The sequence below is a fragment of the Methanothermococcus thermolithotrophicus DSM 2095 genome (genome assembly GCF_000376965.1).
GTDB lineage: Archaea > AGJL01 > Methanococci > Methanococcales > Methanococcaceae > Methanothermococcus > Methanothermococcus thermolithotrophicus.
The window spans coordinates 101,131-126,268 of record NZ_AQXV01000055.1 but is presented as its reverse complement, the minus strand read 5'-3'; the positions used below and the strand labels follow the sequence as shown (position 1 = coordinate 126,268).

The window sequence follows — 25,138 nt, the reverse complement described above, 5'->3', positions numbered from 1 at the left end:
CCACCTATTCTTTCCATATTTTCCATGGTGCATTGCCTGAGCTCCACATTTCTTCCAAGTCCATCTTATCTTTTAATTTATCCATAGGTTTCCAGAAACCGTCATGGAAATAAGCCATTAATTCCCCATCTTTTGATAATTTTTCCAGAGGTTCTCTTTCCCATATTGTATTGTCGTCTTTTATGTAGTTAATTACTTCTGGCTCCAATACAAAAAACCCCCCATTTATCCAGCTATCTTTATTGTCCATTTTCTCAGCAAAACTTGTAACTTTATTGTTTTCCAATTTTAATGCCCCAAATCTTCCCTCAGGCTGTGTCGCAGTAACTGTTGCCAGCTTACCATGGCTTCTGTGAAATTCAATGAGCTCTTTTATGTTAATATTTCCTACTCCATCACCATAAGTTAGCATAAATGTCTCATCATCTAAGTATTTGGCCACCCTCTTGAGTCTACCGCCAGTCATTGTATTGAGTCCAGTATCTACAAGAGTAACCTTCCATGGTTCAGAATAGTTGTTGTGTATTTCCATACTGTTATTTTTAATATCTATTGTTACATCACTATTATGCAAAAAGTAATTGGCAAAATACTCTTTTATAACATATCCTTTATATCCAAGGCATATCACAAAATCATTAAATCCATAAGTAGAATATATTTTCATAATATGCCATAAAATTGGTTTTCCCCCAATTTCTACCATTGGCTTTGGTATGCTGTGAGTTTCTTCTGCCAATCTTGTTCCAAAGCCTCCTGCTAAAATTACTACTTTCATAGTTTCACCATTACACTTAATTTAAAGTAATGTTACTAAAAAATTCATCATATTGTTAAATTCTAGTCCCCTTTTGTTAAAATGCCCCATATGGAAGATAAATTTAATAAAGAGTTATTAGCATATATAAATTACCCTCAGAGCTCCGTTAATCCCAACTAAACCAACACTCTAACAACCTTCCTAACTTTCATATTCTTAGAAGTCAGAGTATAGTAACTAACTGTATAATAATTTATAACTTTATTATATCAATAAATTATAAATAATTATTCCTAATTTTCAAAATAAAAGGAAAAGCATGAAAGATATATTAAATCAACGAATCCAGAAATAAAATTAATTTAATTACGCAATTAAAACATATAAAAAATTAACTGAAAAAATAGAAAAATCCCATAATTAAAATAAAACTACCAGTATTTTAAAACGAAACAAGACAGTAGAAGAGCAGACCTATGCAGATGATTAAATGATCATTCTTAACCACATGAAATCAACTGAGCTCCCAAAATACATAAAATATCGGAGCTCCCTAAATGAAAAATTATAGTCATATTAAATTGAGGGCATAATTATAAAAACCTAATAAGTTGTATGTATTCTTTTTTTATTTCGTTACCTATATTATCTTTTTTAACATCCAATCTTTTTTGTAGTTGTTTAAACCTGTTTTTCTCATAGAACTTAATTAATTTTTCATTATTTAAGGTCTCAATTAAAACAACTCTTCCACCAACAACTTCATGGGCATCATAAATATTGGAAATAGCACTTTCTAATAGATAACTCCCACTAATCTCATTCCAAAATATATCATTTTTTCCCAACTGTCCGATTAAATAAATTGGAAACTCTGTTTTATCTTTTGAAATTCCATCTAATCTTTTCAACGTCTTCTTTGAAACTTCTTCAACAATTTTTAAAATAGACGATGTTAAAGTAAAGTACCCTAAAATATTGGTGGTTCCTTTTTTCATAACCAAATATGTTCTGCTTTTGTTTTTTTATTCAATCACCTGAACGAAGTGAAGGTGAGTTATAAAAATCACGAAGCGATTTTTATTCAAATAAAATAGAAGAATTTTTTAAAAAATTTTCCACATCTATATTTTTAGAGCATTTAAATGTATTGAGTAAGTTTTTAACTTTTCGTAGCGAAGCGGAGAGCAACGAAATGCGAAACATTTCGTCTAATTCTTTACCATGGTTATTTAATAGGATTTTTAAAGGAATTATAACGGCATGTTCTTCGCCCATTTAACCCCCTCTTTTAATGCCGTCCTTGTTCTTATCCTGATCTCTTCTGATATTGGTGATTCTTTTGAAGGTTTTTCCAATTCCTCCAATAACCATTTAGCAACTTTTTTATCTTTAATAATACAAACACCCTCTTCCAATAATGTTGCCATAATTTCACCCAATTATCACATTTATCAAATTATCAATATTTTATTTGCAACAACCCGTATCTACGTGTGAGTTACCATTTTATTATATTATATCCACAACAATATATAAATTATTGGATATATTAGAGCTCACCTTAACCACTAAAATCAACTGAGCTCTGAACATATAAAGACACTTATCGGAGCTCCTCTAAATGAAAGATTATTAAAAGAGCTCACCTGAATCCTCGTGACAGTTACTATCGAAATATTAAATAGTAATGGTTAATATATTATAATTATATTTTCTATAAAATCAACTGAGCTCCTATCATGGTGAAATTATGGAATTATTCAAGCAATTAAAAGAAGATTTTAAAGAATATAAACATTCTTGCATGGGAATAATTCTCTTTGGTTCTTATGCAACGGGGGATTTTACTAAAAAAAGCGATATTGATGTATGTATTGTAAATCCAAAAGATAATAATTACTATTTTGAAATATTGAGAAAATTAGGGGGAAAATACGATTTAAAAATTTTCGAGGAGCTCCCACTATATATTCAAATTAACATAATCAAAAACTTCAAAGGTAATGTAATATATGGTGATGAGTTAGAGCTCTCGGAGTATTTTTATAAGTTTAGAAAACTTTGGAGGGATATGGAACATAGGATTAAGGAAAATACTTTTTCAAGCGTTAGGGAAAAAATTCTTTTAAGGAGGAAATTCAATGAGCGAATCAAAGAATTCCAGTAGATTGAATAGGTACTTTAAAAAACTTGAAAAGTTCGAAGAGGAATACGATATAATTCAAAAATATGATATTACAGATGAGATTACCCAAAGAGCTCTGATGTATTCCCTACAAATATGTGTGGAAGTTTCTATGGATATTGTAGCAATGATTGTAAAAGATATTGGGGCAGTAGTTGAAGATGATTACTCAAATATAAAAACACTTACTGACAAAAAAATATTATCTGAGGAAGATGCAGCCCTTTTAAAATTATACAATGGATTAAGGATTGAACAAAACTCTTCGAGTTTTGTAGCTCTCCGCTCCTTCGGAGCTCCGAATGCAATAGTTCATAAATACGATAATATTAATCTCGAGGTAGTTAAAGACGGCTTGCATGGGATTGATGAAGTGTATGAAATTATTATTAAGTTAATAGAAGCATTTGAGAAAATAGATTAATTAAAAGATTTTTATATTTTTCTTCAAAAGCTTATTATTAAAAAAGAACTTATATCATAACCAATATATTTTTTTCAATTTATCCCAAACATAAAAAATATCAGAACTCCCATAAATGAAAATTATTAAAAATTCCATACTCCATATAAATAACTGAGCTCTGAAAACATAAACTAAATGAAAATTAAACCACCTTTTTAATAGCATTCCAAATTAAAAATGATTGTGGTTTTAATGTTCCTTCTTGTGGGTTTAGGAATAATATATTTTCTTTGATTAAATAAATATACACGAGGGTAGGAATTTCTTTTTTTGAAATGGTATATTTATCTTTAAATAGGCTTAATGATTTTAAAATATCTTCTTTTTCAATTTCTACAATATTTTCCCCAATTTTTACCTTTGGTTTTAAATAATCCATAATTTCAAATTTCGCATCTAATTTTTGAATTTCATCATTCAGTAGGAACCCCAAAACTTCATTTAAATCTTTAAAACTACTTTCTTCAACTACATAAGCTATATCCTTTGGTTTCCCCCCAACATATGAATATATTTTTTCTTTATCACTATCAGAGAGTGCGACCCCATTTTCTTTTGCTAAAAAGCCCATAAATGCTATTGCAGTTTCCTTATCAAAATCATCAACTAAAAGATGTTTTGCCCTACCTTCGAGCTCCCCAGTATTATACACATATTCAGCAAATAGACTATCAGAAGTTAAACAAAACACATGGCATAAGTGCTGTTCCTTTGTTAGTGAGACTAAGAATTGAAATAGTTCTTTTAATAGGTATTTTTGACCATTTGTGGTTACTTCCTTTATCATCTGAAGTTCGTCGAGAATTAAAATAGGGGTTCTACCACTCTTTTTAGTTTCTAAAACCACATCATTTAAATACTGAAAGGCATCGTTTATTTTTTCTTCAAATAGTTTGTTAAATTCTACTTCTGGAATGGGAATTCCTGTTAAAGTTTTTGTGGTTTTAGTGATTAGATTTATTACCTCTGATTTGTCCTTTATTTTTTCTAAGATTCCCTCTTTTTTTGTGGTAAATATCGCCTCTATGAAGTCTCTTTTTTCAGATATTAGGTAGGTTCTAAAATTTATATAAAATACTTTGTAATTATCGTCTAATTTGTTGTTTATTATATGGTTGATTAAAGTAGTTTTACCACTGTTTATGGAACCGTAGATGAAATAGATATCATTTGGCTCTTTGTTCAAAATGTGAAGGATTTCTTTAATTTCCTTTTCTCTGTTGAAGAATTTCATAGTTTCACCAATATAAAATGTGTGAAGAGCAGTATTTCAAACTTACCACGGTAATAAAACAGTCTTAACTGAGCTCATCTTAACTCATTATATATAAAAAATAAAACTTAGATTTATATTCCTATTCAAATTTATGAATAAACTGATAACTGCCGGAGCTCCCCTAAATTAAATCTAAGTATTAGACGAAATCACGAAGTGATTTCCTTGCTCTCTTGCCACACAAGAGAAAAGAATTATTTATTATTTTTTTCCAGTAATTCTATAATTCTATCCAATTTTTCGTTCATCAATTCCATCTGCCCAACCTAAATTTTCTATTTTATCTCTAAATCCTACATGTTGAGTTTCCGAAGCGTAGCTTCGGGTTACAAAATCCGGAGGATTTTGTTCAATTCCGTATATCCTTAACTCATAAGTGGTTGCCACATTCTCACCTGATAATCTATTATTATATATCATTCACATTTTTAAACATACGGTTCAAATCCTATCTAACAGTAGTATCAAAGTTCAAAACCTGACTTTCAAATATCAATTATAACAATAATAAACATTGATTTACTCATTTCATAAAATTTATTTTTAGGGGACGTATTTATCGGAGCTCCCGTTCTTATCTTCTAAAATCATCCAAATCATAAACCAAATAATTCTCTTCTCGAAGCTCCTCCTTACCATCAATACTTTTTGCTATCAGACAAAAATAATAATTTTCAGATTTCAAATTAACAAGTTGTGATTTTCTTTCCAAATCCTTTAAAATCCCTCTCGCCTCTCGTAATGTCAATTTCTTCCATTTTACTTCTGCAAATAAAACCTTTTCATTATTCTTAGACATTGCCACAATATCTATTTCTTCACCTTTATGCCACCATCTGCCTATTTTGGAAAATCTAAATGGGAGCTCCCCTTTTTTTGAAAGATTAAGTAAAAACTCTTTTGCAATATCTTCGAATATATGTCCTAAATACTGGTTAAATCGTAAAAAATCTATAGTATAAGTTTCAATTTCTATCTCTCCCTTATTAGGATATACAAAATTAAACCAAAATCTAAAAAAATTGTCTTTTATTTTATACTGCCCCTTCTTACTCTTTGGACTATCAGTAATTGGAATTTCTCTTTCAACAAACTCCAAATTTATCAGTGTTTTTAAGTATTTGGGCAAATCATTTGCCCTAATTCCCGTAAAGTTAGATATTTCGCTGATTCTATTATATCCCAAAGCTATTGCTTCAAGTATAAAATAATACCTATGGACATCCCCAACTCTTCCTCAAAATAAACTCTGGTTCTTCATACAATATAGAGGTCTTTTTAAAAACATTTTGTAGGAGCTTCTCTTCAAAATTCTTTCCAAAAAATAGTTGAAATATATTGGGGAAAACTCATCGGTTATCACTACGGTTCTTTTACATTTACACATATCAGAAATTCAAGGGCATTTCTAAAGTCTTTCACTGTTTTTCACTTCAACAGACGGTAGATCGTATTTTTTAGATATTGTTAAATTATATTTTTAAACCTAGTTCTGAAAAAAATAAAAAAATAAAAAATATATCGGAGCTCCAATAATACGTTATTTTTAAAATAGAATAAGACCTTCTATTTTTATAAAAGCAATTCCAAAGGATTTACCTCGATTTAATGATTTCCAGGAATGATTAAATCCCTTTCACCTGCAGGTTCAAATTCCCTCAGAGCTCCTTTTGCAATGCACTTTCTTGGCCATTTAAAGTCAAATACCAAGTGCTTATCTGCAAATGCTACTTTAACAAGTGGGTTGAAGCAGAAAGCGTCTCCTCTTGCAGCGTGTGGTGCCTGGGCTATACCTGTATATTCTGGCTGATGCCCCACATTCATGGCATAGTTTGGATAGTTTGGACCTCTTGCTTCGTGCAATGCACCCTCGTCAGCTCTAATGGATACAGAGTTTGCAGAACCACACTGATCTTGTAAGTCGTATCCATAGAATCCCAATCTGCTGTGGTATTCTTTATGTAATAGCTGACTTAGATACCATCCATTAATTCCAGCATTTGAGTTTCCTGTGGCAAATGCAACTGAACAACCTGCCGCTGCTGCAACAACCCCAGTTCTTTGAGAACCTCCAAAGTGGTCTTCCAATAATGTAGGGTATTCATCATACTGTTCCATACCATATAATGTTACTTCTGTTGTAATATCCCTCACAACATCCATTGAAGCTTCTACACCGCACAATCCATATTTGTCTTCCACATAGTCTTTACCATAATACACAAAATCATCCAAAATATCGTCTGTATAGGTTGCACTTGCATACTGTGTAAATCCTACCCCTCCTGACATGTAGGAGCCAAGCCATACTTGGTCGTAGAATGTTGCAGCTGCACCAATTACTTCCAAAGTCACTTCCGCAGGGTCATCACACACCCTTGATGTTTGGATTATGTCGGCAAATATTCCAAATGGAACTCCCCCTGGCTCATTTGCCCCTCTTGCCCTTCTTGCAGGAAGTATTGTTCCCATCTGAATAACATCTGCGTGTTTTGCCGCATATGAGAAGTCAGCAATTGCGGCTTCCCCAGCACAGAGTTTGTATGCCGTAATGAATGACATTCCAATCTGCATGGCAGACCATCTTGAAACTGTTCCACCATCACAGCACCTTACAACTACTGTTGGAACCCTTGAAACCTGATATGTTTTATTTCCAATGTATTTTTTTAACATCTCTGCCTGCTCTTCTGGGAACTCTTTGTTTATGTCGATTAAAAATCTTTTGTCGAGCTCATCTGCTAACTCATCATTTCCGGTAAATATCTTTGCATAGCAATCCCAAACTAAACCTGGATGAACCTCAACCATGTGCTCCTGAACAACGGCACCTCCTGGCAGTGCGTGATTAACTGTTTCCATATATTCATTTATTGTTTCAGGCGTAACCTCTACACCAAGCCTTTTTTCAAGAACAGCATGTCCTGTATCCATACCTACAATAACTGTCCTTTTAATATCATCTACAAGCTGCTGAATTGCCGCATTGTTGCAGAAGTGCAAATCGTCCCCTTCTACATATTCGTCTGTTCCAGATATTTTATAGGTCATCAATGTTCTTTGCCCCAATGGAACCCCAATATCTGGGTTGTATCCAGGAATTCCCCTTTTTGATGTTATTTCCTGAGCTGCTTCATAGAACTCTCTTTTTCTTGCAGACTGTTTCCATCCTCCGAAGCAGTAAAAGCTCGTATATTTTTCTTTTGGGTCTTCTTCGAACTTTTCCTTCAACGCCTTTAAGAACAGTTTCTTTTCAGCATCCATTATTCCTCACCTAATCTCTTTTTCAAATCCTTTTTAAATGAGTTCATACCAAATCCCCCCTCACTCCTTGCTACATGTATTGTTTCAACAACTTCCAATGCCTCTTTGTCTTCCCTCATTCCAATATTGTCCTTTCTATAAATGGTCGTAATTTTTGCAAGATATTCCTGTGGAAGCGGTTCTCCAACATCTACTGGTTCATCCAAAGGTATTCCAACCTGTTCCTTTACATACAGAACATGCCCTGTTTTTTCATCATAGATGTATCTCTGTAACCCATCAAACATGAGCCCATTTTCATCAAGCCTCAATGAGTGCCCATGCACAGTAGCTCCCCTCATACCACATGTTGCAGGGTCAAAGATTTCTGTTTCAACTAACCACTTTGAAATCTTTTCCAAGTCGAGCTCCCTTATTTCAATAACCTGCCTTCCTGAGAGTGTTCCAGTATCTACCCCTCTGAATCTCCACATGTAGGTTCTGGCCCTATCGTATGGCTGAGCAGGTGCGTTATACATGGAATCTGCAAACTGAATATACCTGACCCTTATACCTTCTTTTGCTCCATCAATTGGTTCTACAAGGTCTTTGATAGCATCTTCCTCAAAGTCCATTTCTTCCAGTGGTGGATGAACTGTCCTATAACTTTCTCCAGGGTTTCTATGCCCTAAAACCCTAACTAAATCATCATCTGAAATTTCCCTTAATTTTTTTAATTTAAAATTTGGGTTCATATGCCTTCTTCTATTTTCACCTATTATCGTTTCCCCAGGGTAAAACTGCGGTTTATAATTCCCTTTCATTTAATCACCTTTAATCATCTTAACTTTATCAGAAGTTCTTGCAGTAGGGTCAACCATTCCTATTAATCTAGGGTCTATTTTACCCTCAAATCCTTCTCCATACTTTAAATAGTCGGAAACCGTTGGTTTCACTTTTGTAAATGCTCCCATATTCAAGCTGTAGCCAAATGGAAGTGCTTTTTTACATATTTCATCTAATTTTTTTGAGAGCTCTACACTTTTTTCGTATGGAACTGTAATGATAAATTTCCCAACCTTAACGGTTAATTCAACGTCTTTTCCATTAACATTGATGACTTTCCTATCTGGATGATTTACTGGGGTACCTCTTGCAGGTCCGTAATAAACATATTTTGGTAAAGATTGGCCATGAATAATTACTCGTATTATATCCTCCCCAAGACTATAAACTGAATTTAATACCTTTTCAGTGGTTTCAGGCTTTAAATACCTGTAAGGGAATATCTGAATATCTACAGCTTTTATTTCTTCCATAATTTCACCTACGAGTTTTGTATGAATAGAAGTATGCAATATACCGTATTTTTGATGATTATACCCTATCTCTAATTTATCTAAGGCATGAGCATGGATTTGTTAGTGAATATTTGTCAAATTAGAGTGTATCTTTAACCTCTGAGGCCCCCAATGCAACGTGCTTTAACGGCTCTCTCAGATAGTCAATCGCACTATAAACCATACCTACCAATGAAGATGTTTTTTCAACGGAAAACATCTGAGTCCCTGCATCAAGGCACATGGCAGCAGCGGCACATGGAATGGCAAATCCTTTACTATGTCTTGTAACTACGTGGTTTCCATGGAATGTTCCTGGACCTCCACCACCATAAATAGAATGGCTGAAAAAGCTGAAACCTACTCCAGTTCCCTCTGTTCTACCGAAATCAACACCCGGCAGTCCGGTTTCATATTCGAGAATATCGTTGTAATAAAGCACCGTTGAAGCTACACCCTGTGCAGCTCTTGCTGCCCCAACATTTACCATGATAGATGCAACCAATCCTGCTGCTGCATAAGCATTCCACAATGCCCAGTCAGCAGGTTCATAAACTACAAATCCTGATGGCATGGTTTTTACTGGTCTAATAACTTTGTCCTCCAGAGCTCTTTCAACAACTGATGCTACAACAGTTCCCACTGTTCCGTTTTTACCATTTTCCTTAACAATCTCATAAACTAGGTTGTTTGCATTTAACCCCTGGAATGCCAAACCGAGTAGGTGATATCTTTCAAATGCACCTACTGCATCCCCTGTTTCAAACATTGCCGTTTGTTCTAAAATGGATGATAACGCCACGGCATTTAATGTCTTTTTTCTTGTGATTGCCACGACATGGTTTGCCATGATATTTCTCAACCCATATCCAAGACCTTCAAGCATTACAGGGGGACCAAGCAATGCCGCAATATTTGCACCATGGAAATCTATTGATTGAGGATATCTTCCCAAAACTGCAGTTTTAATATTTGGTGCATTAAACATATTCACATCAAAAGTATCAACTATTGACTGAGTTACCGCAGCTCCTGTGGCTAAGGTGGATATTGTATAATCAGCAGCTACTTTTAACCTCTTTGAAGGCATTTGAACAAGCATTTGATTTCCTTTGTTAATCAATCTAACAACTGTGTCATCTCCATCATGTACTTGAATCAATTTTTTTACCTTTTCAGCAATAATTTCGGCATTTTCTACTATTGGCAAATCAAGTTCTCTTCCAGGGCAGACGCAAGCCTTACCTCCAATTGCCCCGTTTTTTAGTGCGTTCTGGATTCCAGATAGATTTACTGCAACAGACCTTTTAACATCACCAATTATTTTCTCTACCGTTGGATTAATAATCGGGCTTATGGCATCCAATGGCACATTTTCTTCAAGAAGTTTTCCCTTTTCATCATACAAATCTATTTTATCTTCATATATGGTCATTCTAACACCTTATTTTATACTATACAATAATAACTTTCCATATAATTATAATATTTAGTATATAATATTTTTCATTAAATATTAAATAGATAAGATTATATACTGAAAAAATATTAAAACTACCATACTGCAAAATAAAATTATAATATTATCCTAAATAAATACCTTAAAATACCTGCCAAATGACGTAAAAAGGGCATTTTGTGATTAAATATTACACAATATGCTGACTATTCTGGCCATCAATATTGCCTCAAAAATCTGTGGACGCACAACAAAAACTAAAAAACTAAAATTATAGTATTTCCACCACACATGTTCTTCATCAGTCAAACAAGTAAAGGCAAATGGATATTCATTTCAAAACAATAATAATCATGCCCCTTTACCATTTTGTTAAACATTAGATGAAATTCCAATAAATTTCAGCAGCTCTTGGATATTTATGAAAACCCATTCGGCTTTATTACATGGGCGAAGCGAGATGTCATTTTATTTTTTTGATTTTCATTACTTTCCTTTGCTTAGCTTGAAAACTTCGTGGAAATACCATGCTAAGTTTTAACAGATTTACCGGAGTTATAGCGGTAAATTTAAGAGGGGTTTTATTTGTTAGATTTGTGGTTCCTATGGTTGTTTATGACCCCCCAAACTATCGTTTATAATAACTTATATATAATACTTTCTGTTTATTTTGTAATATTATTAATGAATTAATTATATAATAATAATATGAAATAATCAAAATAATAAAATAAATATTAAATGTAGAGCTAGGTGGTATAGTGAATATTGAAGTTATTGAATTAAAAGGACATATAATAGATTCCAATATATTGTCAAAAACACTGGATAAAGTTACAATGATGGGCGGGGATTTTAATATCGAACATCTTGATGTTGGAAAGACAAATAATGATGAGTCCTATGCAAAAATTCTTGTTAAGGGGAAAGACCATAAACATTTGGACGACATATTACGAGAAATTCAGCAAATCGGCGCCATAATCTCAACAAAGAATGTAAATACTAAAAAAGCTCCAAAGGATTGCGTCTTGCCAGATAATTTTTACGGTACCACAAATTTACCGACATATGTTAAAATTGATGGAGTTTGGAAAAAAGTCAGGGATATAGAAATGGATTGTGTAATAGTAATCGAAACAATAAATGGGGAAAAAATCCCAGTATGTAAAAGAATGGGACTTATAAAAGAAGGCGAAGAAGTAGTTGTTGGTTATGATGGAATAAGGGTGGTTCCACTGGAAAGGACGAGAGAAAAGGATGTATTTGGATTTATGCAAAGTGAAGTATCTCCTGAAAAACCACTTGAATATTATTCAAAAACCATGATGGATGAAATGAGGGAAATTAAGAAAAATAATGGAAAAATCATATGGGTCGTTGGAACAGCAATAGCTCACACCCGAGCTCATACTATATTAGAGGAGCTCATAAGGAAGGGGTATGTTGATGCACTGTTTTGTGGAAATGGATTTGCCACAATGGATATAGAATATGCACTGTTCAATACAACCCTTGGTATGAACAATGAATGTAATGTGGTTAAAGGAGGATATAAAAGTCATCTTGTGGCAATAAATGAGATGTGGAAACATGGTGGAATAAAAAACGCCGTAGAAAAGGGAATTTTAAAAAAAGGCGTATTATACGAGTGTGTGAAAAATAACATCCCCTATGTGATTGGTGGCTCTTTAAGGGACGATGGACCTTTACCAGATACCATAAGGGATGTGGTAAAAGCACAGGATGAGATGAGGAAATACATCCAAGAGGCCGATATGTGTGTTATATTGGCTACGATGCTTCATGGTATTGCCACCGGAAATATGCTGCCAGCATCGGTTAAAACCGTTTGTATTGATATGAACCCTTATGTCGTTACCAGATTGCAGGATAGGGGGACACATCAGGCACTTGGTATTGTATCTGACCCCTGTGCATTTATGCACATGTTAAAGGATTTGTTAAATGAATAAAAAATTAAAAATTAAATAAAATTAATAAACTAAAAACGGTAAAAAAATGGATAACATGAATGCTATACAGAAAATAAGGAATGAATTGAACAGTTATTTTTTAGAAAGGAAGGAAGAGATAGACATTGCCCTAACTTCAATTTTGGCAAATGAACACTGTATATTTTTGGGAAATCCAGGTGTTGCAAAATCCCAGTTAATCAGAGCGATTTCTTCCCATATATCTGATGCAGATTACTTTGAAAAACTCATTACACGATTTTCAACAGAGGATGAGTTATTTGGTCCTTTAAGCATTAAAGAACTTAAAGATAATGATAGATTTATTAGAAAGACGGAAAATTATATGCCCGATGCAGAAATTGTATTTTTAGATGAGATTTTTAAGGCAAACAGTAGCATATTAAATGCACTGTTGTCCATAATAAACGAAAGAATATATCACAATGGTGATGAAGTCCAGAGAGCTCCGTTGATAAGTTTGTTTGGAGCATCCAATGAACTGCCAGAAGAAAATGGATTGTTTGCCTTTTATGACAGATTCTTGTTTAGGAAAATCGTTAAAAATATAAACAACCGTGAAAATTTAAAAAAATTGGTTTATTTAGATGAGGATTACAAACCAAAAACAAAGATTACTGTAGAAGACATTAAGAAATTACAAAAAGAGGTTGAAAAAGTTAATATCGATGGTATTGTCGATTATCTGCTGGATATAAAAATGAAATTGAACCATCACAACATATTTATATCAGACAGGCGGCTTAAAAAATCCATTAAGGCAATAAAAAGCTATGCATTGTTAAATGGGAAAAAAGAAGCTGATGAAAATGATTTGGAAATACTAAGACATATATTTTGGGACGAAGTGGAGGACTACCTTACGGTATCAAAGGTTATTTTTGAATGTTCAAACTCATATTCCCAGAAGGCATTGGAAAAAAAAGAGATTTTGGACAATCTAAAAAAGGAATTAAAATACATCAACACTAAAAAAATCAAAAATTGTGGAAAGGATTATAACAAACTTATTGAAATGCTCTGCAAGGTTGGATATATAAAATTAGAACTAAAAAAAATGAGAAATGAGGCATTATCAAACGGCAAATCCTCGGAGGTTATAGATAACATATTAAATGACTGCAAAGAGTTTGATAAAATCATTGAGGGGTTGTTGAATGAATTATAAAAATAAGGATTATAATGAGTATAATTATTATAAAAAAATGTTTAGATTGGATAATATATCAAAATTAAAGGCATTAACTGAAATATACAATAAAGATGTAGATGATATAATAGGAATGAATATATTGGATGACATATTTGCACTAATTAGGGAAACGCGAGAAAGGGATTTTGCAGACATTGTTTATGAGTTTCAGACATTAGATACTAAAAATAGGGAAATAATATCCCTTGGAATAAAAATCATTGGAAAGGTAGGAGAAAAGTATGCGGAAGAGGTTTATAACTACATACCTTATCTTATAAAATCACTTGATAGCGAATTCGATATAATAAGACATGCCAGTGCCGGAGCTCTGGCAAAAATTCCCTCAAAATTAACAATTTATTCCTACCCAAAACTTATAAAAAATTTAAATAATGAAATTTATGCAGACGCCATTGTTTCTTTGATTTTTAAGACAGAGAATAAAGAAGCGTTATTGTTGGATTTGTATAAAAAATTTTGTGATAATTATTCCCCATGTATATTGTATATATTAAATAAAATTAAAGAAAGAGATGAGAGTTTAATAAATGATTTTATACCTTTGATTTTGAAATATGAAGATAAATACAACAATGCAGATAAAGAATGCTTAGAAAATTTGATTTAAATAAATATGATGCAGCCGTTGAGACTCTGTCTGTTTATATTTTTATTTCTTTTTCATTTGGTAGTTAAGGATATCCATATTAATCTGTTTAATTTAAATTTAAATTTTTTAGGTCTTTTTATACAGAGCTCCGATATTGTTAATCTCATAATCTAAATATAACCAAAAAATTTATAAATTTTGAGTAATATTATTATAAAATTAGTAATATAATTTATGATTTAATATAATATTAGTAATATAATTTATGATTTAATATAATAATAGTATTACAATATATGTTAATATAGATTGTGATAATATGGAATGCAATGCAATAAAACACGATAAATATGACAAACTCGTCTGGAATGAAAATAAGCATAAACTATCCTATTGTGCCCAATATTTGGATGAAAACAGAATAGAAGATATATTTTATCTGTTTTTTAAATATCATGTGGAGGTTGTAAAACATGACCCGATTATAGACGCTATTATGAATAACAGGCATTACAAAAACATAAAGGTCATTACTAGTTTGGATGAGTCCTATTCCGCTATTGCCACATCCTACTTTTCTGAAAAATTCGATAAAAAAAAGAAAGAAGAAAAAGAGGATTATGACGAAAATATGGTAAATGATATAAGTGACATTATGGAGGAGCTCGGTAGTTATATGGAGGATATCTCGTCTTCAATAAATACCATCTGCGGCAAAGGTAATGGGGTAAAAAGCTATACAAATCCAAAGAAAAAAATGGAATTGGCAGAAGAGCTCCTAAAAAATAGACGGTTAAATGAATTCATAGAAAAATTGGGAAAATTTAAAAAGATGGCATTGAGAAAGCAGAAAACAAAAATAAAACACTTCAATGGGGAAAAGCACGATATAAAATACGGTAGTGATTTGTCAAAATTGCTTATAACTGAAGTAAAAAACCTATCTGATGAATGTTTATATGTTGATTTTTTAAAAAGATTTTCAGAGCATAAATTGCTAAATTACGAGATTCTAAATCATGATGATACCAAAGGAGATTTTATCGTGTGTCTGGATTTAAGCGGTTCTATGAGGGGGGCGAAAGAAATCTGGGCTAAGGCAATTGCATTATCACTGTTGGAAATTCAGTTGAGGGACAAAAAAAGGTTTATCTGTATATTATTCGATGATGATATCCGGGAAATAAGAATATTTGATAAAAAACCATGTTCAGAGGAGATTATTGAATTTGCATCTGTGTTTTTTGGAGGGGGAACAAATTTCGAGAAGCCTATTAAAAAGGCACTGACTTTCAATGGAGATATCGTTTTTATAACTGATGGGGAGTGTGATATGCATAGGGAGTTTATCATGTATGTTGAGGAAGTTAAAAAAGGAAAAATCTTCACATTCTGTATAAATACAAAACCTACTGTTAGTTTAAAAAGAATATCTGATAGTGTAATTACAATTCACCAGCTAACTTCAAGGAGTGCAGAAGAATTATTTGATACTATTATTTAATACAAACTTAAATAATCTTTTTTAATTCATTTAAACATTCATCAACTTTCTTTAATTTAATATTAAGTAATTTTTCAACCTTTTCACTATTCAAAGAAGTATTTTTTGGTCTATTCGCTTTCCATCCTAACTCAGAGCTCCTAATGGGATTAATTAAATCACCATTTAAGTCAAAAACCTCGGCAACCTTCAAGGCAAATTCATACCTACTTAATCTCTCACTCCCTCCGAAATGAAGCAGTTTATTAACATCTTTTTCGTAAATCTTAACAATTCCATCAACGAGCTCATTAACATAGGTTGGAGTATTCCATTGGTCAACAACTACATTAATTGTTTCACCAGCTTTCAACTTCTCCAAAACCCACATAAGAAAATTAACTTTAACTGGGCTTATGCAGTAAGGAACAGATATTCTAACAATCGAAGTTAAATCATAATCTAATTCATTTAAAAGTCTCTCCCCTTCTGCCTTAGTATATCCATAGTAGTTAATGGGATTTATTTTATCTTCCTCAGTATATGATCTTTGATTTTCACGGTTGCCGTCAAAAACATAGTCAGTTGATATATGACATAGCGGAGCTCCGATTTCTTTGCAAGCTTCTCCAAGATATTTAACAGCAAGGGCGTTTGTCTTATATGCTAAATCCCTCTCAGTTTCACACAAATCTACATTGGTTATTGCAGCAGTATTTACAACAAAGTCGGGATTTATTTTTTTAATGGTTTCTTTAATTTTATTTTCATTGGTAATGTCTACAATGTATTTATCAACATCATCCTTAAAAAATTCCTTATTGCTCCTGGTTACAATATGAACCCTATAATCTTCCAGTCCTAAATACTTCTTAACCATTTCATAGCCAACCATCCCCAAACCAATAATAGCCACATTTTCCATATTATAACCCCGAAGGTTTTATTCATCATTATCTAAAATTAAAAAGAAATTGCCAATTTATTGTATCCCGACCCCCATATATTCAAATCCTAAACTTTTAACTTTTTCCTCGTTCAATATATTTCTCCCATCAAATATAACCCTTTCCTTAACTAAATCTCCAATTTTTTCCCAGTCTTCCTTATTGAAATCATACTCAGTTGCTATTATAATTCCATCAACATCTTTAACTGTCTCATAAACACTTTCAAACACGTATAAATTGTAACCATAATGTGCTTTTGATTTATCTAGCTTGTAGCTGTTAATGGCATTTTCTCTAGCCTTCTCCACGTAATCAAACCCTTTAACAATGGCTCCATTCTCCAATAGTAGATCTATTAATTTTATAGCTCTGCTTTCCCTTAAATCATCAGTATTTGGTTTAAATGCTAATCCCAACACTGCAAAGGTTTTTTGGTCTAAATCATCTTTGTAGTGATTTTTAATTTTGTTAAAAAACCAGTTTATCTGTTCTTCATTTACTTCATCAGTGGCTTTAATTAATTTAGGGGATAAATTGTGGTTTTCAAACTGTTTTATAAGTGCTTTAACGTCTTTCGGAAAACAGCTTCCCGCATAGCCGATACCAGCATTTAAAAACTTATCCCCTATTCTTTTATCCAATCCCATAGCTTTACTTATGGTTTTTATGTCTGCACCAACTTCATCGGACAGTTTTGAGAGCTCGTTTATAAACGATATCTTTGTTGCAAGGAATGCATTTGATGCATATTTTATCATTTCAGCACTTTCCCAATCGGTAATTATAAATGGGATGTTTTTATCCATGAAATATTTGTACATGTTTTTCATTATTTCGATTGGCTTGTTGTTATTCAAATCCTCAAAACCCAAAACAATTCTTTCAGGACCAAAGAAGTCGTGAACTGCAATTCCTTCCCTTAAAAATTCTGGATTCGAAACCACATCAACATTATAATACTTTAAAAGCTCTTTAACCTTTCTATTGGTCCCTACTGGAACTGTAGATTTTATAACAACGACTTTATACATTTTGTTCAAATAATCCTTCATCTTTTCAACAGCAGAGAACAAGAACCTTAAGTCTGCATTTCCTTCGTTATCCTGCGGAGTTCCCACACATACAAAAATAACATCTGAATCTTTTATTGGTTCATAAGATGTGGTGAAGTTTAAATTGTTTCCTACATGCTTTTTTAAGAGCTCCTCTAAACCTTCCTCATACAATGGACATTTTCCGTCGTTTAACTGTTTTACCTTACTCTCATCTATATCTATTCCAACAACATCAAATCCAAACTCTGCTAACCCGACAGACTGAATCAAACCAACATAACCTGTTCCTATAACTGAGATTTTCATGTTATATACCTCTCCTATCATTTCATAAATCTAAAAAATAATATTAAACGAAAACCTAAACGGTTTTCGTTGCATCGAACCAAAGGTTCGAAGTTAAAATTGCGAAGCAATTTTATACTCTTCGTTCGCTTCACTCACTCCGAAATTATTCTTTATTCTTTATCCACTCAACAGTTCTTCTAATCCCTTCCTTCAAATCGTACTCAGAGCTCCACCCTAATTTTTTTGCCTTATCAATATTTAAGTAAATTTTTCTAACTTCTCCATCCCTTGGTTTGTCGTATATTGGATTATCGTTATAACCTAATTCACTGGATATTAAATTGAATAGCTCATTAACAGATATTTCTTTTCCAGTTCCTATATTTACTATTTCATTTTTCCAGTTTAAAGCCATTAGATTTGCCTTAGCTACATCACCAACATATACAAAATCCCTTGTCTGGTTTCCATCTCCAAATATTACAGGTTGTTGGTTGTTTAAAATTTTATCTACAAAAATACTTATGACTCCAGCCTCCCCCATTGGATCCTGTCTCTCGCCATATACATTGGCATACCTTAAAATACAGTATTCAATACCATATAACCGGTTGTACAGTTTTATATATTCCTCCCCACAGTACTTACTCAATCCATAAGGGGATAGTGGATTTATGGGATGATTTTCATCCACTGGTAAATATTTCGGTTCCCCATATACTGCACCACCGGATGAAGCATATATTATTTTTTTAACATCGTACTCCCTCATTTTTTCCAATAAATTCAATGTACCTAAAACATTGATATTTCCATCATAAACTGGTTTTTCAATAGATGTTCTTACATTTATCTGGGCGGCATGGTGTATAACCACGTCGATTCCTTCGAGATTTAAATCTTTATCCAAAAGGTCCCCATGCACAAATTCAGCATTCTTATTTATATTATTCAAATTTCCAGTAAGTAAGTTATCCAGTACAACAACGTCATGGTTGTTTTTTACAAGTTTATCTACGACATGGCTGCCAATAAAACCAGCTCCCCCGGTTACAAGAATTTTCAATTTTTCACCTTATTTACATAGTTCTTTCAGGTAGTCCTTAAAGCCTTCGATATTTTCAATTCCCAATTCCACATTTGCCTTTAACCATCCTTCAATATCTCCAATATCGTATCTTTTGAAATCCACTTCAACTCCTAATATTTTTTCTTCTTTTAACATTGATTTCATTGCATCGGTTAGTTGGATTTCTCCACCCCTTCCAGGTTTTGTATTTTTTAAGTGTTCAAATATCTTTGGAGAGAGCAGGTAAGCTCCGGTTATAATTAAGTTTGAAGGAGCTCTTTCTTTAGGTGGTTTTTCAACTAAATCTGTAATGTTAAATATTCCTTCTTCTATCTCCTCCCCTGCTATAACTCCATATTTATGAACATCATCCATAGGTACCCTTTCAAGTGCTATAACAGAGCATTTGTACTTATTATATGCATCTATCAACTTTTTAACAACATTTCCTGAATAGATGGTATCTCCAACCATTGCCACAAAGTACTCGTTCCCTATAAATTCACTTCCACAGAAAATTGCATCTCCAAGACCTTTCTGGTCCCTCTGCCTGATATAAAATATACATGCAATATCGTCAATTTCTTTTAAGATCTCTAAAGCTTCGTTTTTTCCATCTTTTTTAAGTTTTTCCTCAAGTTCAAAGTTCTTATCAAAGTGATTTTCTATCGCCTGTTTTCCTTTTCCTGTTACCATGAGTATGTTGTCTATTCCAGCTTCAGCTAAATCTTCTACCACGTACTGTATGATTGGTTTGCCCACAACTGGAAGCATTTCCTTTGGCTGAGCTTTTGTAATTGGAAGTAATCTTGTACCAAATCCTGCAGCAGGAATTATCGCTTTTTTTATCATTTTTCCACCTTGATAGTTAGTAGCCATATCTGTATTAATCTTCAATCACTATTTTCATTACCTCAATATTATATTATTACTTCCTTTTTTATTTAATTTTAATCATTTTTTTTATGAAAATGAGGCAGTTTTAAAAATTATTTTTTAGAATTAAAACCTTATAAAGCATGGGCATGAGCTCTATAAAAAACTGTATATTAATGGCAGTATAAACAAAGAAACCACCGTAGTTATAAAGCATGCTGAAGCTACCAATTTTACATCTAACTCATACATAACCGCAAATACAAGGGACATCATTGCAGAGGGCATTGCAGATTCAAGTATTAAAACATTCTTTTCCAATCCATCTATGAGAAATATGGTTGAAAGTGCAAATACGAGCAAAGGAGCAATTCCCATTCTAACCATCGATGCTATAACTCCATAAATGGCCCCAAATCTTGCAGATTTTGGAGATAACGATAAACCAAGAGATAGCATAATCAAAGGAATTGTAGCATTTGATAAATAACCTAATGTTTTGATAATAAATCCTGGAAAGCTGTCAACATTAAATCCAAAAAATACTAGTACTATACTTAATATCCCAGTAATCAATGGTGGAAACTTTAGGAGCTCGTATATAATTGAGTTATTGCTATTTTCATTTCCAAATTTCAATCCAACATAGGTCCCAAATAGCAAACTCGCAAAAACACTGCCTATGTCACAAAATATTGCCCTTGTAAGACCTTCTGTTCCATAAAATCCGTAAATTACTGGATATCCTAAAAACCCAGTATTGCCCAGTGCACAAACTAATATAAGTCCCCCCAATGATTCCTTATTTAATTTTAAAAGTCTTCCAATTAAATAACCTATAAAACCGCAGATAACAAATGTTAAAAATATTAAAACAGGCAGTTTTAAAAATTGGGGTAAATCCGCAGGTGAAACGTTTTTCATGATGGTTAAAAAGATAGTTGATGGCATCGCAATGTGCACAACAATGTTATTGAGTGTTAACCTGTCGCTTTCTTTCAATATGCCAAAATATTTTGATAGATAACCAGTTAATATTAAGAGAACTATGATAATCATTATTTCCATCATAACACCAAGTTATTTTTATTTCCAAACCTTTTAAAAAATCGAAGCAAATCGAAGATTTGCTGATCGAGACAAATTCCTTTCGGAATTTGTCGATTCACGAAACTATGTTTCGTCGATCGAAGCAAATTTCAAAGAATTCGCTGACTCACGAAAATCTTTGATTTTCGTTGATACTCACAAAAATTCGAAGAATTTTTGTCGAGAGGTTTGGATTGAATGAAAATCCGAAGGATTTTCATAACTCACCTTCGTTTCACTCAGGTGATTCCAAAAACAATACACTACCTCGCTTCGCTCGGTAGTGTTTTTTAGTTGGAGACTTTGTAATACATTCAGTGCCTAAGTTCGTAGTATAACTATGATTTTAACAGTCTGCCTTTATCATCTATTTCTTTATTTCTTATTCTTGTGGTTGATATCGGTTTTTTATCTTCACTTAAAACATAGCCGTAAACTTTAATTTCCAGTGGTTTTAAATTGTTTTTTATTCTTATCTCATTTATTTTTTCAGCATTTGGATATGTTTCAGGAGTTACAACAATTATATCATAGTCCTTTTCTATAGAGTCTCCGTATGGGTCGTTTATTATCTGTATCTCATAGTCAATTTTGTTTTCGTCTAAAAATTTTTCCAGATTTTTAATCCTGATATTTAAGGGATTTATATCGTGTTTTTTATATGTTTTGGCAAATTCATCGTTTGTTATCCCAATACAAAGTTTCCCATATTTTGAAGCATACTTAAATAGATTTTTATGCCCTTCATGAAGTATATCAAAAGTTCCGCCAACAACTACTTTTGGCTTTTCAAACATGATAATTCATCTCCGGTTTCCGTACTTTATATTATATTATTATTCTATAAAATTTACAGTATGTGTGTGGTATGTAGGTGCATTGCTACTATACAATAATGATTGTAGTTAAATTTATGTGTATGCCATTTATTCGTTGAATTAAAGTTAAAGTAATTTTTTATGTTTTAATTTTAACTGGTATGAAGTAAGTTTAGTTAAATTGCATATCCCTATAATTTAAATTTAACTAAAAAAATTAGTTCAATTCAATAATTTCAAAAAACAGTTAATGTAAATAATGATTAAATAATAATGTTAATGCATCAAAATAGTAATCAAATAAATAAAAATAGTAAAATAATAGATATGGGCGGCAATATTACTTACAATTCGCTGTTTTTGTTTCTTATTGCATCGAGTATTATCTTTTGTTCAGTTCTTGCTACAACATTTCTTATGGTTTCTACAGCATCGATATTTGCAGATATGCTGGTTATACCCCATTCTACAAGTTTTTCTACGATCTGAGGTCTGCTTCCAGCCTGTCCACAGATTGAAGTTTTTATACCGTGTTTTTTACATGCTTTTATAACATGTTCAATAAGTTTCATAACCGCAGGGTGGTTTTCCATATAGTATTTTGAAACGAATTCGTTGTTCCTGTCTATTGCTATGGTATACTGTGTTAAATCATTGGTTCCCAAGCTTATGAAATCTATACCTTCTTCTATTATATCCTCAATTATCAAGGCTGCAGCAGGGGTTTCAACCATTACACCAAACTCAATATCCTTCTCAAGATTCAACCCAATTTCACAAGCAATTTTTTTAACTGCCTTAATTTCATCTGCATTGGTTACAAGAGGTATCATTATACTTATATTTTTGTAGCCTTCTTCCCTTAACTTCTTAATAGCAAGGAGCTCACATTTTAAAATCTCTGATTGATCAAGTCCTCTTCTAATACCTCTCCAGCCCATCATTGGGTTGTGTTCTTCTGGTTCATCGTCTCCGCCTTGTAATCCTCTGAATTCATCTGTTGGAGCATCCAATGTTCTGTAGGTTATAGGTCTTGGGTAGAATGCATCTGCAACCTTTCTTATTCCCTCTGCAAATACATCAATCAAAGCCTCTTCCCCTTGTTCAGCTAAAATCTTACTTGGATGTACTCCAGTTCCTAAAATCATGTGTTCTGCCCTTAATAAACCTACACCATCGGCTCCAGTTGCAGCAGCTCTTTCAGCAACTTCTGGCATACTTACATTTACCTTTATCTCTGTAGCAGTTATCACCGGAGCTCCCTGATATACTACCTGAGCTCCTGTTTCTTTCACTTCTTCTTTTTTCTTTATTTCTCCTTCATAGACTACTCCTTTTTCACCATCTACTGTAACAATCATGTTGTCCTTTAAAACATGGGTAGCGTTTTTTGTACCTACCACACATGGTGTTCCGAGCTCTCTTGAAATGATGGCTGCGTGACAGGTAAGGCCACCATCGCTTGTAACAATAGCACTTGCCCTTTTCATTGCAGGGACCATATCCGGAGTTGTCATTTTTGTGACTAAAATGTCTCCATCTTCAATTTTTCCTATTTCTTCAAGGTCCATGATTATTTTTACTTTTCCTGAAGCAACACCCGGTGATGCTCCAATACCTTTTACCAAAATTTTAGCTTCAACTTCTTCAGCTCCCTTTCTTTCCACTTCTTTTTTCTCCCCTAATGTTGTAATAGGCCTTGCTTGAAGCATGAATATTTCACCCTTTTCAATGGCCCATTCAATATCCATTGGTCTCTTGTAGTGCTGTTCAATTCTCATACCTATTTCTGCCAATTTTATTATTTCTTCTTCAGTTAAAACCTGTTTTTCCTTTAAATCGTCTGGAGTAGGTATTTCTTTTGTTTCCCCATTTTCATCCTTTATAAACATTGTATCCTTTTTTGCAACGTAAATATCAACCACTTTTAATGGGTCTTTTTCTACTATGTAGGTATCTGGGCTTACAGTTCCACTAACAACACCTTCACCTAATCCCCAGGCTCCTTCAATAACCATTTGATTGTAATCTTGATTGATTGGGTTTACGGTAAACATTACACCGGCTTTGTCGGCATTTACCATTCTTTGAACAACTGCAGCTAGAGCTACTTTAAAGTGGTCAAATCCTTTCTGTTCTCTGTAAAATATTGCTCTTGGGGTAAACAATGATGAGAAACACTTTTGTACACTTTTAACAACTTCTTCGGCCCCTTTAATATTCAAATAGGTATCCTGCTGACCTGCAAAACTTGCATCAGGTAAATCTTCTGCAGTAGCTGAGCTCCTAACTGCAACAAATACTTCTTCTCCCCCGCTCATCTCACAGAGCCTATGATAACTTTCAATAATGCTCAATCTCAAATCATCTGGCATTTTTGCAGTTTCAATGAGTTTTCTTATTTCTTTTGAAGCTTTAGTTAATTCTTTTGTGTCGTTAACATCCAATCCACTTAAGATATTTCTTATTTTTTCGTCCAATTTTGTCTCATTAATAAAGTACCTGTAAGCTTCTGAAGTAACAACAAATGCTGGAGGCACCGGTAATTTTGCATTCCACATTTCACCTAAAGAGGCTCCTTTTCCACCTGCTATATTAACATCTTCATTCCTTAGATCATCTAACCATGCTATTAGTTTCATGTTATTCCTCCCTTATGATTGAGATATGGTATATTAGAAAAAGAGTTTATTAATATTTACTTTATATATACTACGTTAAGCCATAGACTCAGAACAGGTTATAATATCTAACCATCATTCCAAACCTCAATATATGCATATTTCAAAGGTAATATCATGCCGGTGTAACCGCACCTCCTATTGTATCAGTATATCGAATGCATGTACATCTGGAATCGCTTTTTTAATTTATATAATTAGTATTTATATGATAGCATATATATTAATTCTATTGTACTTTTAAATACTGTATAGTTTTCCAGCGTTCAATAGTGGTATAATATATGATGACTCG

At 32.8% G+C, this 25,138-nt stretch carries 24 protein-coding genes and 1 pseudogene; 6 read left to right on the top strand and 19 right to left on the bottom strand.

Translation table 11 applies throughout. From position 1 onward, the window contains the following. Positions 1-4: 4 nt before the first annotated feature. The 4 genes from rfbF to F555_RS09530 form a co-directional block, all read right to left on the bottom strand. Positions 5-778: a glucose-1-phosphate cytidylyltransferase gene (rfbF, locus tag F555_RS0108350; RefSeq protein ID WP_018154772.1), complete on the bottom strand. Its 774-nt coding sequence runs from the start codon at positions 776-778 to the stop codon at positions 5-7. 575 nt (positions 779-1,353) lie between these two features. Further along, positions 1,354-1,764: a hypothetical protein gene (locus F555_RS09620; RefSeq protein WP_245547930.1), complete on the bottom strand. Its 411-nt coding sequence runs from the start codon at positions 1,762-1,764 to the stop codon at positions 1,354-1,356. A 76-nt stretch (positions 1,765-1,840) separates the two neighbouring features. After that, positions 1,841-2,038: a hypothetical protein gene (locus F555_RS09615; RefSeq protein WP_018154770.1), complete on the bottom strand. Its 198-nt coding sequence runs from the start codon at positions 2,036-2,038 to the stop codon at positions 1,841-1,843. Then, positions 2,014-2,190 (bottom strand): hypothetical protein, encoded by a 177-nt coding sequence (locus F555_RS09530; protein ID WP_018154769.1) that lies wholly within the window; start codon positions 2,188-2,190, stop codon positions 2,014-2,016. Before F555_RS09530 ends, F555_RS09615 begins: the two co-directional genes overlap by 25 nt. A 323-nt stretch (positions 2,191-2,513) precedes the next feature. Here F555_RS09530 and F555_RS0108330 point away from each other — a divergent pair, with 323 nt between their 5' ends. Together F555_RS0108330 and F555_RS0108325 are read left to right on the top strand one after the other, a co-directional pair. Beyond that, positions 2,514-2,930 (top strand): nucleotidyltransferase domain-containing protein, encoded by a 417-nt coding sequence (locus F555_RS0108330; RefSeq protein WP_018154768.1) that lies wholly within the window; start codon positions 2,514-2,516, stop codon positions 2,928-2,930. Then, the gene (locus F555_RS0108325) at positions 2,905-3,372 is read left to right on the top strand and encodes a DUF86 domain-containing protein (RefSeq protein WP_018154767.1); all 468 of its coding nucleotides are present in this window, start codon (positions 2,905-2,907) and stop codon (positions 3,370-3,372) included. The genes F555_RS0108330 and F555_RS0108325 overlap by 26 nt, the downstream gene beginning before the upstream one ends. A gap of 184 nt (positions 3,373-3,556) precedes the next feature. Here the strand turns inward: F555_RS0108325 and F555_RS0108320 are convergent, their stop codons facing one another. The 8 genes and pseudogenes from F555_RS0108320 to mcrB all read right to left on the bottom strand — a co-directional run bounded on the left by F555_RS0108320 (position 3,557) and on the right by mcrB (position 10,708). Continuing rightward, positions 3,557-4,648: an ATP-binding protein gene (locus F555_RS0108320; protein WP_018154766.1), complete on the bottom strand. Its 1,092-nt coding sequence runs from the start codon at positions 4,646-4,648 to the stop codon at positions 3,557-3,559. 236 nt (positions 4,649-4,884) lie between these two features. After that, a complete protein-coding gene (locus F555_RS09680; RefSeq protein WP_366246647.1) occupies positions 4,885-4,938 on the bottom strand; it encodes a hypothetical protein in 54 nt (17 codons plus the stop codon). Beyond that, positions 4,937-5,077: pseudogene (locus F555_RS09360) on the bottom strand (acylphosphatase); the annotation flags it as partial. The gene F555_RS09680 and the pseudogene F555_RS09360, both read right to left, overlap by 2 nt. 187 nt (positions 5,078-5,264) lie before the next feature. Next, positions 5,265-5,876 (bottom strand): ATP-binding protein, encoded by a 612-nt coding sequence (locus tag F555_RS09135; RefSeq protein ID WP_169330644.1) that lies wholly within the window; start codon positions 5,874-5,876, stop codon positions 5,265-5,267. A 419-nt stretch (positions 5,877-6,295) separates the two neighbouring features. After that, positions 6,296-7,954 (bottom strand): coenzyme-B sulfoethylthiotransferase subunit alpha, encoded by a 1,659-nt coding sequence (gene mcrA / locus F555_RS0108305; protein WP_018154763.1) that lies wholly within the window; start codon positions 7,952-7,954, stop codon positions 6,296-6,298. Continuing rightward, positions 7,954-8,757, bottom strand: a complete 804-nt coding sequence (gene mcrG / locus F555_RS0108300; RefSeq protein ID WP_018154762.1) for a coenzyme-B sulfoethylthiotransferase subunit gamma — start codon at positions 8,755-8,757, stop codon at positions 7,954-7,956. Before mcrG ends, mcrA begins: the two co-directional genes overlap by 1 nt. Next, positions 8,758-9,252, bottom strand: coding sequence for a methyl-coenzyme M reductase operon protein D (gene mcrD / locus F555_RS0108295; RefSeq protein ID WP_018154761.1), 495 nt, complete (start codon positions 9,250-9,252; stop codon positions 8,758-8,760). Positions 9,253-9,373: 121 nt separating this feature from the next. Then, complete coding sequence (mcrB, locus tag F555_RS0108290) at positions 9,374-10,708, bottom strand: coenzyme-B sulfoethylthiotransferase subunit beta (RefSeq protein ID WP_018154760.1); 1,335 nt, start codon at positions 10,706-10,708, stop codon at positions 9,374-9,376. Positions 10,709-11,493: 785 nt separating this feature from the next. On the opposite strand from mcrB, the gene F555_RS0108285 reads away from it, so the two are divergent. From F555_RS0108285 to F555_RS0108270, 4 genes are all read left to right on the top strand, one after another. Further along, complete coding sequence (locus F555_RS0108285; protein ID WP_018154759.1) at positions 11,494-12,708, top strand: ornithine cyclodeaminase; 1,215 nt, start codon at positions 11,494-11,496, stop codon at positions 12,706-12,708. A 46-nt stretch (positions 12,709-12,754) separates the two neighbouring features. Further along, positions 12,755-13,897, top strand: coding sequence for an AAA family ATPase (locus F555_RS0108280; RefSeq protein ID WP_018154758.1), 1,143 nt, complete (start codon positions 12,755-12,757; stop codon positions 13,895-13,897). Then, positions 13,887-14,552: a hypothetical protein gene (locus F555_RS0108275; RefSeq protein WP_018154757.1), complete on the top strand. Its 666-nt coding sequence runs from the start codon at positions 13,887-13,889 to the stop codon at positions 14,550-14,552. The genes F555_RS0108280 and F555_RS0108275 overlap by 11 nt, the downstream gene beginning before the upstream one ends. Positions 14,553-14,853: 301 nt before the next feature. Next, positions 14,854-16,038, top strand: coding sequence for a vWA domain-containing protein (locus tag F555_RS0108270; protein WP_018154756.1), 1,185 nt, complete (start codon positions 14,854-14,856; stop codon positions 16,036-16,038). 7 nt (positions 16,039-16,045) lie between these two features. Here F555_RS0108270 and rfbD read toward each other — a convergent pair whose 3' ends face one another. The 7 genes from rfbD to ppsA form a co-directional block, all read right to left on the bottom strand. After that, positions 16,046-16,942: a dTDP-4-dehydrorhamnose reductase gene (rfbD, locus tag F555_RS0108265; protein ID WP_018154755.1), complete on the bottom strand. Its 897-nt coding sequence runs from the start codon at positions 16,940-16,942 to the stop codon at positions 16,046-16,048. Positions 16,943-16,999: 57 nt separating this feature from the next. Next, positions 17,000-18,328, bottom strand: coding sequence for a UDP-glucose dehydrogenase family protein (locus F555_RS0108260; protein ID WP_018154754.1), 1,329 nt, complete (start codon positions 18,326-18,328; stop codon positions 17,000-17,002). A gap of 145 nt (positions 18,329-18,473) precedes the next feature. Beyond that, positions 18,474-19,376, bottom strand: a complete 903-nt coding sequence (locus F555_RS0108255; RefSeq protein WP_018154753.1) for an SDR family oxidoreductase — start codon at positions 19,374-19,376, stop codon at positions 18,474-18,476. A 9-nt stretch (positions 19,377-19,385) separates the two neighbouring features. Further along, positions 19,386-20,231 (bottom strand): UTP--glucose-1-phosphate uridylyltransferase GalU, encoded by an 846-nt coding sequence (gene galU, locus F555_RS0108250; protein ID WP_018154752.1) that lies wholly within the window; start codon positions 20,229-20,231, stop codon positions 19,386-19,388. Positions 20,232-20,411: 180 nt separating this feature from the next. Next, a complete protein-coding gene (locus F555_RS0108245) occupies positions 20,412-21,323 on the bottom strand; it encodes an AEC family transporter (RefSeq protein ID WP_018154751.1) in 912 nt (303 codons plus the stop codon). 359 nt (positions 21,324-21,682) lie between these two features. Further along, positions 21,683-22,141 carry a phosphopantetheine adenylyltransferase gene (locus F555_RS0108240; protein WP_018154750.1) on the bottom strand — a complete coding sequence of 153 codons (459 nt, stop codon included), beginning with the start codon at positions 22,139-22,141 and terminating at the stop codon, positions 21,683-21,685. Positions 22,142-22,506: 365 nt separating this feature from the next. Beyond that, positions 22,507-24,804 (bottom strand): phosphoenolpyruvate synthase, encoded by a 2,298-nt coding sequence (gene ppsA / locus F555_RS0108235; protein ID WP_018154749.1) that lies wholly within the window; start codon positions 24,802-24,804, stop codon positions 22,507-22,509. Positions 24,805-25,138: the final 334 nt, after the last annotated feature.